A 15,198-nucleotide genomic window follows, 5' to 3' on the forward strand; every position below is an offset into this window, starting at 1 on the left:
CGTGATGGATGGCGACGACCGCGCAGCCCGGACGCCCCAGCGCCTCGGCCAGCCAGGCCAGATCGACCACGCCGTCCGCATCCACCGGCAGCACCTCGACCGGAACGCCGCTGACGGCGGCGGCCTCGGCCACGCAGGGGTGCTCGGTCGCGCCGACGATCAGCCGTTCGCAACCGGCGGCCAGGGCGCTGTGGATCGCCTGGGCGTTGGACTCGGTCCCGCCCGAAGAGAAGATGATCGCCGTCGGATCGGCGCCGACCAGATCGGCCACTTGCGCGCGCGCCGTCTCGATACGCGCACGGGCGCGGCGTCCGGCCGCGTGCACGGCTGAAGGGTTGCCGTTGTCAGCCAAGGCCTTGGCCATGAGCGCCTGAACTTCAGGACGCACCAGACCGGAGGCGTTGTAATCCAGATAGACGCTCACGCAGCAGCCTCCATGGACGACGTCGCATCCTTCTGACCCATGCGCGCGCGGCTGGTGCGCTTTTCTATCACATCTGCAAGGCTGACCCCGGCGAGATAACGATGAATCTCCGCGCCCAAGTCTTCCCATAGGTCATGAGTGATGCAACGCGCACCGCCCGTCATACAGCCTCGCGGCGTGCCGTGAGCGGCGCAGCGGGTGGCGCGGATCGGCTCATCTACAGCCAGGACAATATCAGCCACGACCGTTTCTCCCGGCTCCTTGGCCAAACGATATCCGCCGCCAGGTCCGCGAACACTCTTCACCAAGCCGCCCTTGCGCAGCCGCGCGAAGAGCTGTTCCAGATAGCTGAGCGAGATTTCCTGACGGGTGGCGATTTCAGCCAGGGACACGGCCCGGCCCGACCCATTTTTCGCCAGATCGGCCATCGCCATCACGGCGTAACGTCCCTTTGTCGACAGGCGCATCCCAATAACCTCAAAATTCTAACGCTTTTCGGGGCGGCCATGCTAAGACCCCCGGCCTCGCTGGCGAGTGCGTCACGCACCGGGGACTTAGAAAGTCCTACCTCCCCGGTCAAGTATTATCCGTCCGGCGAAACCTCTATTGATTGTAGGGACCGCGATCCATGCCTGAAGTCATCCTGCCCGGCGCCTCTGGCCGCATCGAAGGCCGCTATTCGCCCGGCAAGCGGCCTGATGCGCCGATCGCCCTGATCCTGCACCCGCACCCCAAGGCGGGTGGGCATATGAACAACCCGGTCGCCCTGACGATGCACCAGTTGTTCGTCCAGCGCGGGTTCGCCACCCTGCGCTACAACTCGCGCGGCGTGGGCAAGTCTCAGGGCGAGTTCGACAGCGGCATCGGTGAACTGGCCGATGCGGCCACGGCGCTGGACTGGCTGCAGGCCAACAACCCCGCCGCCACCCAGACCTGGGTCGCCGGCTATCAGTTCGGCGCCTACATCGGCATGCAGTTGCTGATGCGCCGGCCCGAGACGGATGGCTTCATCTCGGTGTCGCCGCCTTCGAACATCTATGACTTCAGCTTCCTGGCCCCCTGCCCGGCCTCGGGCCTGTTCCTGCACGGCACCGCCGACACCGTGGTGCCGCCGGCCGAGGTCGAGCGCGTGGTCAACAAGCTGCGCACACAGAAGGGCATCGTCATCGACTATGAGCTGGAAGAGGGCGCGACCCACTTCTGGCAAGACCACATCGGCGCCGTCGAGCGCCGCGTCGGCGCCTATCTGGACAAGCGTCTGGCTGAAAACCCGGCCTGACGTCCTGAAGATCAGCGCGGAGGCCCAGCCTCCGCGCGGGTCCGCCACAGGGACCAGACCACCCCCGCCGCCAGGATCGCGGCCGTCACCGACAGGGAAACGGCCGGCGGCACCTTCTCGATCCCCAGCAGCGGCGCGGCGAACACCTTGGCGCCGATGAAGACCAGCAGGACGGCCAACGCCTGCTTCAGATAGGCGAAGCGGTGGATCACCGCCGCCAGGGCGAAGTAGAGCGCCCTCAGTCCCAATATGGCGAAGATGTTGGACGTGTAGACGACATAGGCGTCCGTCGTGATGGCGAAGACCGCCGGGACAGAGTCCACGGCGAAGATCACGTCGGCGATTTCAATCGTCACCAGAGCCAGGAACAGCGGCGTGGCGTATAGTTTCATTTCGCCAGAACGATTGGGCGCCCGGACAAAGAAGGCATGACCGCGCAGATCGTTCGTCACCCGCAGCCGCCGCCGGAACCACTTCAGCAGCGCATTGTCGGCGATGTCTGTTTCCTCGCCGCGCGCAAAGAACATCCGTATGCCGGTGAGGATCAGGAAACCGGCGAACAGATACAGCACCCAGTGATAGCGAGCGACCAACACCGCCCCGCCGCCGATCATGATCGCCCTTAAGACGATGACGCCCAGAACGCCCCAGAACAGCACGCGATGCTGATAGAGGCGCGGCACGGAAAAGGCGCTGAAAATGAGGGCGATGACGAAGACATTGTCCATCGCCAAGCTTTTTTCGACGGCGTAGGCGGTCAGGTATTCGACCGCGCTGTCAGCCCCCAGCCACGACCACAGCCACGCCCCAAAGACCAGGGCCACGGCGATGTAGAAGGCCGATAGCCCCAGGCTCTCGCGCACCCCGATCTCATGATCGCGCCGGTTGAACAGACCCAGGTCCAGCGCCAGCAGGGCGATGACGATCGTCAGAAAGCCCGCCCACATCCAGACGGGCTTGCCCAACCACTCCAGCAGCAACAGTTCCATCGACGCCTTCGCGAGCCGTTTTCAACGACGCGGCCGACATCGCGATGAAGGGTCGCCAGAGGGGCCCGGTCCGCTCTGGCTCAACGCCTAGAGACGGCAAGCGTTGCTTGCCTAATGCTCGCCTTCCGCCGCCGCCAAGGCCGCCGGGCGGTGGGCGCGGACGCACCAGACGACGCTGACGATCATCAGGATCATGGCGACGATCTCGATCACGGTCGGCCCGCGCTGCTCCCAGATGAAGCCGTAGATGAAGGCGAACAAGGTCTCGGAGACGATCATCTGGCCCAGCATGGTCAGGGGCAGCAGGCGGCTGGCCTGGTTCCAGAAGGCGTTGCCGATGACCGAGGCGAAGATCGCCACGGCCGCGCTGACGCCGATCAGGCGCACCCAGGCGTCGTCCGTCATGCCGTCCAGCATGAACAGCGACGGGATGACCAGCAGCAGCGCCAGCGCTCCTGTGACCACGCCGGTCAGCAGCGACCACTCATGCGGAGTGACGTCTGGCAGACGCCCCATCCAGCGACTATTGCCGACGGCGAAGGCGGTCCAGGACAGCAAGGCCGCCACGGCGCAACCCAGGCCGATCAAGGTGGCCGTTCCATTTTGCGCCGCCGCGCCGCCGCCCTGGCTGAGCGACTCCCAGCCGATCAGGCCCACGGCCAGCGCCGCCACGGCGATGGGCGGCGCGACACGCGACAACGGCGGCGATTCCTTGTCGCGCAGCCCCCACAAGGCCACCACTACGGGCACCATGCCGACGATCAGGGCCGAGGCCGCGACGCCGGCGTAGTGCACCCCGACCACCAGAAAGGCGAAATAGACCAGGTTTCCCGCGAGGCTCAGCCAGACCAGAGCGCCCCACGCCTTGCGCGTCAGCGCCGCCGTCACCCGCCGCCAGCGCGGCGCGATCAACAGGACCGCGATCAGGCCATAGGCGAGATAGCGCCCCGCCGTCAGAAGCAGGGGCGAGGCCTCCGGCACGACCTTCGGCGCCAGGAAGACCAACCCCCACAACGCGCCCGCCGCCAGACCGCTGACGACGCCCCAGAAGCGCGATGACGCCGCCACTACTCCGCTCCCGGCTCGACGATCCGACCGCCGGTCATGGGCGCAGGAACGCCAGTCGTACCCGGGAAGCTGATCGGCAGGTCCAGGCGACAGCGCGCCGCCAGGAAGGCGAAGGCCTCGGCCTCGATAGAGTCGCCACGCCAACCCTTGTCCTCGGCCGTCGAGACGGGGACGCCCACGCGCTCGCGAATGGCGGCCAGCAGCACAGGGTTATGACGACCGCCGCCGCAGACGACGATCTCCTTCGGCTGCTCCGAACAGCGGGCGACGCCCAGCGCCACGGCCTTCGCCGCGAAGGCGGTCAGGGTCGCAGCGGCGTCTTCCAGCGACAGGTCCGCCACTGGGTCCAGCGAGAAGTCAAAGCGATCCAGCGATTTTGGGCCGCTCGTCGCGAAATAGGGATGGGCCAGATAGGCGTTCAGCACGGCCTGATCGACCGTTCCCGCCGCCGCCAGACGACCGCCTTCGTCCATGCGCTTCTTCATGCGCGACTGGACCAGCAAATCGACCATGCCATTGGCCGGGCCGGTGTCAAACGCCTCCAGACCGCCATCGGCGCGGATCAGGGTGATGTTGCCCACGCCGCCCAGATTCAGCACGGCGACCGGCCCCTCCATCCCCGCCTTGCGAGCCAGCGCCGCATGATAGACAGGCGCCAACGGCGCGCCCTGCCCGCCCGCCGCCACGTCGTCGCTGCGGAAATCATAGGCGACCGGCACGCCCAGCCCCTCGGCCACGCTGACAGCGTCGATCAGTTGGATGGTGCGGCCCGGCAAGTCTGGCGTCGGCGCCTCATGCAGCACGGTCTGGCCGTGGACGCCGACCAGATCCAGCGCACTGGACTTCACCCCGTTCACCGCCATGAAGCCGAGCGCGGCCGCCAGATGCGCGTCGGCCACCGCCATGCGGGCGTCCTCAAAGCTGTCGGGCTCTTCCTCGTCGCGCTCCCAGTCGAAGGCATCGTCGATCGCGTCTTCAATGATGGCGCGCGTTTCGCCGTCCAGTTTCATCTCTCCGGCAGGACCGAAGGACAGGATGTCGTGGCCGTCCGTCTCGATCACCGCCATGTCCACGGCGTCCAGCGAAGTGCCGGTCATGAAGCCGAGCACGCGGAGAGTCTTTTTCGAGGAGGTCGTCATGGCGGCTTGACTGCCACGTCGGGCGCGACGTAGCTAGCGCCCATGATCGCGCAACCGGCCCTTTTCGCCGCCTATTACTACGGCCTCTACTAGAGAGCGGCCGCGATCCTTGCCGCCCTTCCCTCGGCGGCATTATTCCTCGGAAGACGGCCGCCGGTTCTGATGCTACGGACCCGACCATGACCGAGCCCACAACCCAAACCGCTTCCGAAACCGCCTTCAAGTCGGACTTCCTGCGCCTGATGAAGGCGCGCGGCTATATTCACCAGATCACCCATCCGGCTGAACTGGACGAAGCGGCTGCGACGGGCGTGGTCACGGGCTATATCGGCTTCGATGCGACGGCGCCGTCGCTGCATGTCGGTCACCTGACGCAGATCATGCTGCTGCGCCGCCTGCAGCAGGCGGGGCACAAGCCGATCGTGCTGATGGGCGGCGGCACGACCAAGGTCGGCGACCCCTCGTTCAAGGACACCCAGCGCCCTCTGCTGACCGAGGAAAAGATCGCCGAGAACATCGCCGGCATCAAAAGCGTGTTCGAGAAATTCCTGACCTTCGGCGACGGCCCCAGCGACGCGCTGATGCTCGACAACGACGAGTGGCTGTCAAAGCTAGGCTACCTGCAATTCCTGCGCGACTACGGCACGCACTTCACCGTTAACCGCATGCTGAGCTTCGACTCGGTCAAGCTGCGCCTGGAACGCGAGCAGCCGCTGACCTTCCTTGAGTTCAACTACATGCTGATGCAGGCGACGGACTTCCTGGAACTGAACCGTCGCTACGGCTGTAATCTGCAGATGGGAGGCTCGGACCAGTGGGGCAACATCATCAACGGCGTCGAACTGACCCGCAAGGTGGACCAGAAGGCCGCCTTCGGCCTGACCACGCCGCTGCTGTCCACCGCCTCGGGCCAGAAGATGGGCAAGACGGTCGGCGGCGCCGTGTGGCTGAACGCTGACGCCCTGGCGCCGTTCGACTACTGGCAGTACTGGCGCAACACTGAAGACGGCGACGTAGGCCGTTTCATGCGCCTGTTCACCGACCTGCCGTTGGATCAGATCGAGCGTTATGAGGCGCTGGAAGGCGCCGAGATCAACGACGCCAAGAAGGCGCTGGCCGACGCGACCACCTCCATGCTGCACGGCGTCGAGGCCGCCAAGGCCGCACGCGCCGCCGCCGAAGCCGCCTTCGAGAAGGGCCAACTATCGGCCGACCTGCCGACGATCGAACTGCCGCGCGACGAGGTGATCGGCGCCATGATCGCCGCCGTCACGACCAAGGCGGGCCTCAGCGCCTCCAACGGCGAGGCGCGCCGTCTGGCCCAGGGCGGCGGCCTTCGCCTGAACGACGAGGTCGTCAATGACGGCGCCCGCCTGATCGAAGAAGCCGACCTGAACGCCGACGGCGTGCTGAAACTCGGCGCCGGCAAGAAGAAGCTGGTGCTGGTGCGGCCGGTTTAAGGAGCGCCCTGTGACCGACATCACCGAAAACACCCCCGCCCCCGCTTTCGATCTAGCGACGGACGGCGGTGGGCGGGTGTCGCTAGGCGGGTTGAAGGGGAAGATGATCGTCCTCTACTTCTACCCCAAGGCCGACACGCCGGGCTGCACGACCGAAGGACAGGACTTCTCGGCGCTGATCGACCGGTTCGCGGCAGCGAACGCCGTGGTGATCGGCGTGTCGCGCGATGCGGTGAAGAAACGGGACCGCTTCAAGGCCAAGCATGACCTCAAGGTCGTGCTCGGCTCGGACGAAGACGGCGTGGTCACCGAAGCCTGGGGCGTGTGGGTGCTGAAGAAGCTCTACGGCCGTGAATACATGGGCATAGAGCGCGCCACCTTCCTGATCGACGGCCAGGGCGTGGTCCGTCGCGCCTGGCGGAACGTCAAGGTGAAAGGCCACGCCGAACAGGTGCTGGCCGCCGTCGAAGCGCTTTGATCGGCGAGCGGGGTTCGGAAGGCCCCGCTTGACCTCTCCGTCTCAGCCCCCCCTAAGTATTGTCAGGGATTGTATCCTCAGGGGCTGACATTGACCAAACGCCGGTCGTCCCGGCGTGACGCGGAGAGTATAGATGTTCAACAAGAACAAACCCCTCGACAACAATACTTCGAGCGGCCTGGGCATTCCGACGCCGCCGGAACCAGCCAAGCCGACGCCCGCCCCCGCCGCTCCGATTGCTGCTGCGCCCGTGCGGACGCCCGAACCGGCGCGCCCGGCCGCGCGCTCGTCCAGCCTGTCGACCCTGTCGGCGGGCGTGAAATATGAGGGCAATATCTCCGGCGCGGGCGAGCTTCAGGTCGACGGCTCGCTGAAAGGCGACATCCGCGTGGTGCGTGTGGTGATCGGCGAAGGCGGCGCGGTCGAGGGCACGGTCCACGCCGACATCCTTGAGGTGCGCGGCCGCGTCTCTGGCGCCATCGTCGCCAAGCAGGTCAAGCTGTTCGCCACCTCGCGCGTCGAGGGCGACATCACCCAGGAGCAGCTTTCGATCGAACAGGGCGCCTGGTTCCAGGGCCGCTGCACCCAGGCCAAGCGCGACACGCCGGGCGCCAATATGCTGGAAGCGCCCGCCTCGGCCGAAAAGCCCGCGCCCGCCAAGACGGACGCCAAGGTCGAAACCAAGCCCGCCGCCTGATCGGCGCGACTGACGGAAACGAGAAAGGGCGGCCCGCGAAGGCCGCCCTTTTTTTGTGCGTTGATCCGACGAGTTGATCAGCCCTCGCGGGTCTCGCCCACGCGGGCCGCAAGCGCGGCGCCCATGAACGGATCCAGGTCACCGTCCAGAACCCCCTGCGTGTCCGAGGTTTCGACCTCGGTCCGCAGATCCTTCACCATCTGGTACGGCTGCAGGACGTAGGAGCGGATCTGGTGTCCCCAGCCGATGTCGGTCTTGGCGTCGGCCAAAGCCTGAGCCGCAGCCTCCCGCTTCTGGAGCTCCAACTCGTACAGACGCGCCCGCAGCATCTTCCAGGCCTGTTCGCGGTTCTGGTGCTGCGAACGACCGGCCTGACAGGCCACGACCGTGTTGGTCGGAATGTGGGTCAGACGCACGGCCGAGTCGGTCTTGTTGATGTGCTGACCGCCGGCGCCGGACGCGCGATAGGTGTCGGTGCGCACATCCGACGGGTTGATATCGATCTCGATCGTGTCGTCCACGACCGGCGACACCCCGATGGAGGCGAAGCTGGTGTGGCGCTTGGCCGCCGCATCGTAGGGGCTGATACGGACCAGGCGGTGCACGCCCGATTCCGACTTCAGCCAGCCATAGGCGTTCGGCCCGGCGATCTGCAGGGTGGCCGACTTGATGCCCGCCTGTTCGCCCTGTTCCTCGGCCTCGATCGTGACCTCATAGCCGTGGGCGCGGGCCCAGCGGCTGTACATCCGCATCAGCATCCCGGCCCAGTCGTTGGACTCGGTGCCGCCTGCGCCGGAATTGATTTCCAGATAGGCGTCGTTGCCGTCGGCCTCGCCGGACAGCAGGGCTTCAAGTTCGGCGCGGGCGGCGCGTTCCTTGATGGCCTTCAACTGCTCGCGCGCGTCCTCGAGGGTGGCTTCATCGCCCTCCTCGTCAGCCATGTCGGCCAGCATGATCCCATCTTCGAGACCCTGCTCCATTTCCTTGACGGTGTTGACCTGGGCTTCCAGGCGCGAGCGTTCGCGGCTGACGGCCTGGGCCTGTTCAGGATTGTCCCATAGCGTCGGATCTTCAACCCGCGCGTTCAGCTCATCGAGCTTTCTTAGAGCGACATCCCAGTCAAAGTCGCCTCCTGAGCAGAGCGACGCTCTGCTCGATGTCGGCCTTCATGGCCTCGACATCCGGTCTCATCGCAATCTCCGCGACATAGGGTGAAACGGCGCGCCTAGAGATAGGCGCGCCGGGTGGTGGGCTTACCTAGAGGGTCAGTAGAGGTCGCTCAAGTCCTCAGCTGGCTGCTTCTTGGGCGGCGGCGGCGCCACCGGCGGCGGCGCGGCCGGCGTCGGAGCCTGAGACTTGGTTTCCTGCTCGCGACGAATGACGTCGTAGTAGTTCTGAGGCCCTTCCGGCGCAGCCGGACGCGGCGCCTCTTCGCGCAGTTGGCGCTCGGTGCCGGGACGGAAAGCTTCCTCGATGCCGTTCACGGTGCGGAAGATGGCGTTCTTCGGTTTCACGAAGGGACGCGCGGGACGTTCCTTCAGAGCGTCTTCCATGAAGTCGATGAAGATCGGCACGGCGGTCGAAGCCCCCGCCTCGCCCCCGCCCAGCGAGCGGTTGTCGTCGAAGCCGACGAAGACGCCGACGACGACGTCCGCCGAGAAGCCGACGAACCAGGCCGAGCGGTATTCGTTGGTCGTGCCGGTCTTGCCGCCGACCCAGCGACCCAGGCTGCGGGCGCGGGCGCCGGTGCCGCGCTGGATCACGCCTTCCAGCATGGAGCTCATCTGATAGGCGGTGATGGGGTCGATCACCTGGGTTCCGCGATCCTGCAGGCGCGGCGATTCCTGGCCGCTGAAGCCCCGGCCGCAGTCGCGGCACTGGCGACGGTCGGCGCGATGGATGGTCTGGCCGTTCCGGTCCTGAGCCAGTTCGATCAGATAGGGATCGACCCGGCGCCCGCCGTTGACGAAGGCGGCGTAGGCGGCCGTGATGCGGTACGGCGTCGTTTCACCGGCGCCCAGCGACATGGCCAGGTTCGGCGACATGTCATCCACCACGCCCATCTTCTTGGACAGGTCGACGACGTTCTTCATGCCCACCGCCTGAGCCAGACGCACGGTCATGACGTTGCGCGACAGTTCGAGGCCGCGACGCAGGCTTTGCGGGCCGTAGAACTGGCGGCTGTAGTTCTGGGGCGTCCAGGCACGGCCGCCGGGGCCGCCGGGGAAGCTGATCGGCGCGTCCAGAACGATCGAGGCCGGGGTGAAGTCGCCTTCCAGCGCCGCCGCATAGACGAAGGGCTTGTAGGCCGAACCGGGCTGGCGGCGGGCCTGGGTCGCGCGGTTGAAGCTGGACAGGGCGTAGGAATAGCCGCCGACCATCGCCAGGACGCGGCCCGACTGCGGCTCGATGGCGACCAGAGCGCCGTTGACGGCGGGCACCTGCTTCAGCGCGAATTGACCGCCCTGACGCTCGACGAAGATCAGATCGCCGCGCTTCAGCGGGCGACGCCCCGCGTTGGACCAGGTCACGTCGGTCGCGCGCAGCGTCCCCGTCTGGTCGTCCTTGGCCGTGCGGATTCGGATCGTGCTTCCACTGACGTTCTCGACGGCGGCCGCCTGCCACGAACGACGCTCGGGCGGGGTCGTCCGCTTCTGAGCTTCGGCCTGCCAGCCTTCAGCGAAGTCGGTCGTGCCCCAGGCGCCGCGCCAGCCGTGACGACGGTCGTAGTCCTCAAGCCCGCGCATCAGGGCGTCACGCGCCGCCGACTGCAGCTGAGGGTCCAGGGTAGTGCGCAGGTAATAGCCGCCGCGGTTGACCTCTTCCTGACCAAACAGGGCGATGGCGCGGCGGCGCGCCTCTTCGACGAAGAAATCGGCGTCGGCGTACTCGGCGCGGCGCGGCGCCGAACGGGTGTTCAGCGGGCGGGCCAAGGCCGTCTGCAACTGCTCGTCCGACAGCCACTTGTTGTCAGCCATCTCGCCCAGCACCCAGTTCCGGCGACCGATCGCGGCCTCGGGATAGCGTTTGGGGTGATAGTTGGTCGGCCCCTTGGGCAGGGCCGCCAGGAAGGCCGCCTCGTCCGGTGTCAGCTGATCCAGCGACTTGCCGAAATAGTTGTAGGCCGCCGAGGCCACGCCGTAGGAGCGATAACCCAGGTAGATCTCGTTCAGATACAGCTCGAGGATCTGTTCCTTGCTCAGCGTCGCTTCCAGACGGCTGGACAGGACAGCTTCCTTGAGCTTGCGGTTCAGGCTGGTCTCGCTGGTCAGCAGGACGTTCTTGGCCACCTGCTGGGTGATGGTCGAGCCGCCTTCAAGGCGACGCCCGGACAGCACGTTGAAGACGTTCTTGAACATGGCCCGGCCGATGCCGGACACGTCGATGCCGCCGTGGCTGAAGAAGTTCTGGTCCTCGGCCGCCAGGAAGGCGTGAACGACCGTCTGCGGCACCTGATCATAGGTGACGTAGATTCGGCGCTGGTCCGAGAACTCGCCGATCAGGGTGCCGTCCTCGGCATAGACGCGCGTGGCCGTCGCCGGACGATAATCCGCCAACTCGGAGGCGTCCGGCATGTCGTGCAAGACCCAGGCGGCGTAGATCGCCACCACCACCCCGGCCACGGCGATGGCGCCCAGCAGGGCCACGCCCGCCATGACGAACCAGCGTTCGGCTATCTTCACCATGAACTCCGCAAGACGCGCCCCATGTTCCGTCGTTTATCGCGCGTCGCGCGGCGCGCAAAGCGGAACTGCACTTATCCCTTGTCGCGCAACAGACGCGCCTTGTCGCGCTGCCAGTCGCGCTCGGCCGAAGTCTCGCGCTTGTCATGCAGCTTCTTGCCCTTGGCGAGGGCGATTTCCAGCTTCGCCTTGCCCGCCTCGTTCAGATACAGGCGCACCGGCACGATGGTGCGGCCGTCACGCTGAACGGCGCCGATCAGCTTGTCGATCTGCTTGCGGTGCAGCAGCAGCTTCCGATGGCGGCGCGGCTCATGGTTGAACCGGTTCGCCATCTTGTAGGGCGGGATGTCGGCGTTGATCAGCACCATCTCGCGCCCTTCAGGCGAGACATAGCTTTCGGCGATGTTGGCCCGACCGTCGCGCAGCGCCTTGATCTCGGTCCCCAGCAACTGGATCCCGGCCTCGATGTGATCCTCGAGGAAATAGTCGAAGCGCGCGCGTCGGTTTTCGGCGATCGTCTTCTGTTTCGGCGCGTCTGCAGCCATCAGGCGACCCCGGCCTCAGCCAGCGCCTTGTCGATGGCGGGCTTCACGGCGTCGGCCGTCAGCGACAACGGCAGACGGACCTCTTCCGTGCACAGGCCCAGCTTGGCCAAAGCGTATTTGGTCGGCGACGGCGAGTTGTCGAGGAACAGCGCCTTGTGCAGGCCGATCAGGCGTTCCTGCCACGACCGTGCGGCGGCGAAGTCACCGACCTGGATCGCATCGTGCAAGGCGACCATCGCCTCGGGCGCGACGTTAGAGGTCACGGAGATGACGCCCACGCCGCCGTGGGCCGCATAGCCCAGATAGCTGGAATCATCGCCCGAGATCAGGTCGAAAGCGCCGTCGATGCTGGCGCGCATCCAGCTGGCTCGCGCCACATCGCCCGTGGCGTCCTTGATGCCGACGATATTCGGGTGCGCCGACAGAGCCGCAACCGTCTCGTTCGACAGGTCCACGCCCGTGCGCCCCGGCACGTTGTACAGCAGGATCGGTAACTGCACCGCGTCGGCCACGGCTTCGAAATGCGCCTGCATCCCGGCCTGCGAGGGGCGGTTGTAATAGGGGGTGACGACCAGGGCGCCGTCGGCGCCAACCGTCTTGGCGAAGCGGGTCAGCTCGATCGCCTTGTCCGTTGCGGACGAGCCCGCGCCCGCGATGACGCGGATGCGTCCGGCGGCGATTTCGACGCACTGTTCAACCACGCGCTTGTGTTCGTCCAGATGCAGGGTCGCGCTCTCGCCCGTGGTGCCCATCGGCACGACGCCGTGAACCCCAGCGGCGATCTGGCGTTCCAACAGGCGCTTGAAAGCGGTCTCGTCCACGTTTCCGTCACGAAGAGGTGTGATCAGGGCGGTGATCACGCCCTTGAACAAGGGGGCGGTCATGGGAACAACATACCTGTGCGGAGAAATGGGCGGCGTTCCGCCCGTCACTAATCGGCAAAGGGTAGGTTGCCCGCCGCTTGGCCGCAACCAAAGATGAATGAGGATCAGATATCTGATGATCGCGACGACCGTGGCCGCCGCCCTGGCGATTCTGACTCCACCGGCTCAGGACGTGCTGAACAGCACGCCGACACCCTATTCCGCCAGTCAGGGCGGCATAATCAGCAGCCAGGACGCCGCCCTGGTGCAACAGGGCCTCACGGCCGCGCGGGCGCGCGACGTCGTGGGCACGCAGTCCATCATGGCGCGCATTTCCGATCCGGCCGCGCGCAAGCTGGTCGAGTGGGCGCTGGTCGACACCTCGGACAAGCAGATGTCCTACAGCGACCTGGCGCTGGCGCAGACCGACCTGGCGAACTGGCCGCGCGGCGATTCGCGCCGGGCTGCGGGCGAGCGCGCGCTGGACATGGCGGGCCAATCGCCGGACGCCGTGCTGGCCTTCTTCAACGGGAGCGCCCCGACCACGGCTGAAGGCGCCGTCGCCCTGGCCGGCGCCCTAGAGCAGACAGGCCGACGCCAGGAGGCCCAGACGCTGATTCGCGACTGGTGGCGCACCCAGAGCTTTGAAGAGGCCCAGCAAAGCCGGATCTATTCGCGCTGGAGCGGCTGGCTGACCAGCGACGACCACGTCACGCGGCTGAACATGCTGCTACTGGGGCCGCACGGCCCGGCGACGCGCGCGATGGTCGCTCTGGTTCCGGCTGACCGCCAGGCCGTCGCCAACACCGTGATGGCGCTGCGCACCGCCTACGCCCCCGACGTCATCGTCAGCGGCCTCAGCCCCGCGCAGGCCAGCGACCCGGCTGTGGTGCTGGAGCGGGTGCGCCTGTTGCGCTCAGCTGGACGCCAGTCAGAAGCCTTCCCGCTTCTGTCCGCCCTGCCCGCCGCGCCGTCGCACGCCGACGGTCAGAACACCCTGTGGAGCGAGCGCCGCAACTACTTCCTGGACGCCCTGCAACGCGGCGACTCCCGCGCCGCCTACGCCGCCATGAACGGCCACGGCTTCCCCTCGGGCGAACGCAAGGTCGACGCCGAGTTCTTCGCCGGTTGGGTCGCTCTGACCAAGCTCAACGATCCAGCGACGGCGGCCCAGCATTTCGAAGTCCTGCGTAACGCCTCCTCGACCCCGATCACACAGGGCCGCGCCCTATACTGGCTCGGCCGTGCGGCCGAGGCGCGGGGCAATCGTGAGGACGCCCAGCGCTGGTATCAGGCTGGCGCCGAGCACTGGCAGACCTTCTACGGCCAGTTGGCCGCGGAAAAGGCGGGCGCGACGACCCTGACCCTGCCGGGCGAACCCTCCCCATCGGCGGAAGACGTCAACCGCTTCGAGGGCAATGAGGTAGTGCGCGCCACCCGCATCCTGGGCCAGATCGGCGAAAAGAACCTGATGCGGGTCTTCGCCTATCATCTGGATGATGCGCTGCCTTCGCCCTACGACCTGTCGCAGTTGTTCGACCTGATGCAGGGCTACGGCGATCAGTTCGGATCAATGATGGTCGGCCGCGCCGCCAGCCAGCGCGGCTTCGTCATGCCCGAGCGCATGTATCCGATCCGTCTGCCGCAACAGGTTCCGGGCATGGCGCCGAACGAGTTCGCCCTGGCCATCACCCGTCAGGAATCCAGCTTCGATCCCCTGGTTCGCTCGCATGCCGATGCACGAGGCATGATGCAGCTTCTACCCGCGACGGCGCAGGGCGTGGCGCGACGCATGGGCCGCTCCTTCAGCTCTGAACAGCTGTGGGATCCGGAGGTCAACATGACCCTGGGCAGCTATCACCTGGGCGAACTGATGAACAACTTCGGCGGATCGCCGTTGCTGGCCGCCGTCGGCTACAACGCCGGACCGGCGCGTCCGCCGCAATGGACCGCGCGCTGCGGCGACCCGCGCCAGGCCCAGGTCGACCCCATCGACTTCATCGAGTGCGCCCCCTTCACCGAGACGCGCAACTATATGATGCGGGTGATGGAGAACATGCAGGTCTATCGCGCCCGCCTGAACGGCGGCTCGGCGCCGTTGACGCCTTCAGCGGACCTCGCGCGCGGCACGCCGCCGAACACCGGCCCGCGTCCGTATCAACCCTAGGACGACAGGCGGCGGGCCGCCAGCAGCGGCCCGTCCAACGCCTCCAACCAGACGGCGTCCAGATTGAACACCGTCTTCAGCACGTGCGGCGACAGGGCCTCGGTCGGCGCCCCCTCCGCCGCCGTCTGCCCCTGATCCAGCACCACGACCCGGTCGGCGAAGCGTGCGGCCAAGGTCAGGTCATGCAGGCTGACCAGAACGCCATACCCGGCGTCAGCGCGCGCGCGCAGCCTCTCAAGCACCAGAAGCTGGGCGTCGGGGTCCAGCCCGGCGATCGGCTCGTCCGCCACCAGCAAGGGAGCGGGAACCGTCAAGGCGCGGGCCAGCAGGACGCGCGCCCGCTCGCCGCCCGACATCTCGGCCACGCCGCGATCCGCCAGATGACCCACGCCGACCTCATCCAGCA

15 protein-coding genes are annotated in these 15,198 nt (G+C 66.7%); 5 read left to right on the forward strand and 10 right to left on the reverse strand.

The window, feature by feature from the left end:
• Both RT567_RS06740 and RT567_RS06745 read right to left on the reverse strand, forming a co-directional pair.
• Positions 1-424, reverse strand: a 424-nt coding sequence (locus tag RT567_RS06740) for an aminotransferase class V-fold PLP-dependent enzyme (protein ID WP_313575232.1), incomplete at its 3' end; no start/stop codon positions are given.
• The gene (locus RT567_RS06745) at positions 421-891 is read right to left on the reverse strand and encodes an Rrf2 family transcriptional regulator (protein WP_292057067.1); all 471 of its coding nucleotides are present in this window, start codon (positions 889-891) and stop codon (positions 421-423) included. The genes RT567_RS06745 and RT567_RS06740, both read right to left, overlap by 4 nt.
• Positions 892-1,052: 161 nt before the next feature.
• On the opposite strand from RT567_RS06745, the gene RT567_RS06750 reads away from it, so the two are divergent.
• Positions 1,053-1,703, forward strand: coding sequence for an alpha/beta hydrolase (locus tag RT567_RS06750; RefSeq protein ID WP_292057062.1), 651 nt, complete (start codon positions 1,053-1,055; stop codon positions 1,701-1,703).
• A gap of 11 nt (positions 1,704-1,714) precedes the next feature.
• Here RT567_RS06750 and RT567_RS06755 read toward each other — a convergent pair whose 3' ends face one another.
• From RT567_RS06755 to RT567_RS06765, 3 genes are all read right to left on the reverse strand, one after another.
• Positions 1,715-2,692 (reverse strand): TerC family protein, encoded by a 978-nt coding sequence (locus RT567_RS06755; RefSeq protein WP_313575233.1) that lies wholly within the window; start codon positions 2,690-2,692, stop codon positions 1,715-1,717.
• A 111-nt stretch (positions 2,693-2,803) separates the two neighbouring features.
• The gene (locus tag RT567_RS06760) at positions 2,804-3,760 is read right to left on the reverse strand and encodes a DMT family transporter (protein WP_313575235.1); all 957 of its coding nucleotides are present in this window, start codon (positions 3,758-3,760) and stop codon (positions 2,804-2,806) included.
• Positions 3,760-4,899 (reverse strand): anhydro-N-acetylmuramic acid kinase, encoded by a 1,140-nt coding sequence (locus RT567_RS06765; protein ID WP_313575237.1) that lies wholly within the window; start codon positions 4,897-4,899, stop codon positions 3,760-3,762. Before RT567_RS06765 ends, RT567_RS06760 begins: the two co-directional genes overlap by 1 nt.
• A gap of 179 nt (positions 4,900-5,078) precedes the next feature.
• Between RT567_RS06765 and tyrS the strand changes: the two genes are divergently transcribed.
• The 3 genes from tyrS (at position 5,079) to RT567_RS06780 (ending at position 7,534) form a co-directional block, all read left to right on the forward strand.
• Positions 5,079-6,359 carry a tyrosine--tRNA ligase gene (gene tyrS / locus RT567_RS06770; RefSeq protein WP_313575238.1) on the forward strand — a complete coding sequence of 427 codons (1,281 nt, stop codon included), beginning with the start codon at positions 5,079-5,081 and terminating at the stop codon, positions 6,357-6,359.
• Positions 6,360-6,369: 10 nt separating this feature from the next.
• Positions 6,370-6,837, forward strand: coding sequence for a peroxiredoxin (locus tag RT567_RS06775; RefSeq protein ID WP_313575240.1), 468 nt, complete (start codon positions 6,370-6,372; stop codon positions 6,835-6,837).
• Positions 6,838-6,970: 133 nt separating this feature from the next.
• A complete protein-coding gene (locus tag RT567_RS06780; protein WP_313575241.1) occupies positions 6,971-7,534 on the forward strand; it encodes a polymer-forming cytoskeletal protein in 564 nt (187 codons plus the stop codon).
• Between the two features lie 77 nt (positions 7,535-7,611).
• Here the strand turns inward: RT567_RS06780 and prfB are convergent.
• The 4 genes from prfB to dapA form a co-directional block, all read right to left on the reverse strand.
• A protein-coding gene (prfB, locus tag RT567_RS06785; protein ID WP_313575243.1) for a peptide chain release factor 2 occupies positions 7,612-8,725 on the reverse strand; the annotation gives its coding sequence in 2 pieces (ribosomal slippage) (positions 7,612-8,655 and positions 8,657-8,725; 1,113 coding nt in all).
• 74 nt (positions 8,726-8,799) lie between these two features.
• Complete coding sequence (locus RT567_RS06790) at positions 8,800-11,220, reverse strand: penicillin-binding protein 1A (RefSeq protein WP_313575245.1); 2,421 nt, start codon at positions 11,218-11,220, stop codon at positions 8,800-8,802.
• Between the two features lie 71 nt (positions 11,221-11,291).
• Positions 11,292-11,762: an SsrA-binding protein SmpB gene (smpB, locus tag RT567_RS06795; protein WP_087139379.1), complete on the reverse strand. Its 471-nt coding sequence runs from the start codon at positions 11,760-11,762 to the stop codon at positions 11,292-11,294.
• The gene (gene dapA / locus RT567_RS06800) at positions 11,762-12,646 is read right to left on the reverse strand and encodes a 4-hydroxy-tetrahydrodipicolinate synthase (RefSeq protein WP_313575249.1); all 885 of its coding nucleotides are present in this window, start codon (positions 12,644-12,646) and stop codon (positions 11,762-11,764) included. Before dapA ends, smpB begins: the two co-directional genes overlap by 1 nt.
• 115 nt (positions 12,647-12,761) lie before the next feature.
• Here dapA and RT567_RS06805 point away from each other — a divergent pair, with 115 nt between their 5' ends.
• On the forward strand, positions 12,762-14,792 hold the full coding sequence (locus RT567_RS06805) for a lytic transglycosylase domain-containing protein (protein ID WP_313575251.1): 2,031 nt from the start codon (positions 12,762-12,764) through the stop codon (positions 14,790-14,792).
• Here the strand turns inward: RT567_RS06805 and RT567_RS06810 are convergent.
• A partial coding sequence (locus RT567_RS06810; protein ID WP_313575253.1) for an ABC transporter ATP-binding protein occupies positions 14,789-15,198 on the reverse strand: 410 nt, incomplete at its 5' end. The two genes, RT567_RS06805 and RT567_RS06810, sit on opposite strands and share 4 nt — an antisense overlap.

It is taken from the genome of Brevundimonas sp., assembly GCF_032107865.1.
GTDB lineage: Bacteria > Pseudomonadota > Alphaproteobacteria > Caulobacterales > Caulobacteraceae > Brevundimonas.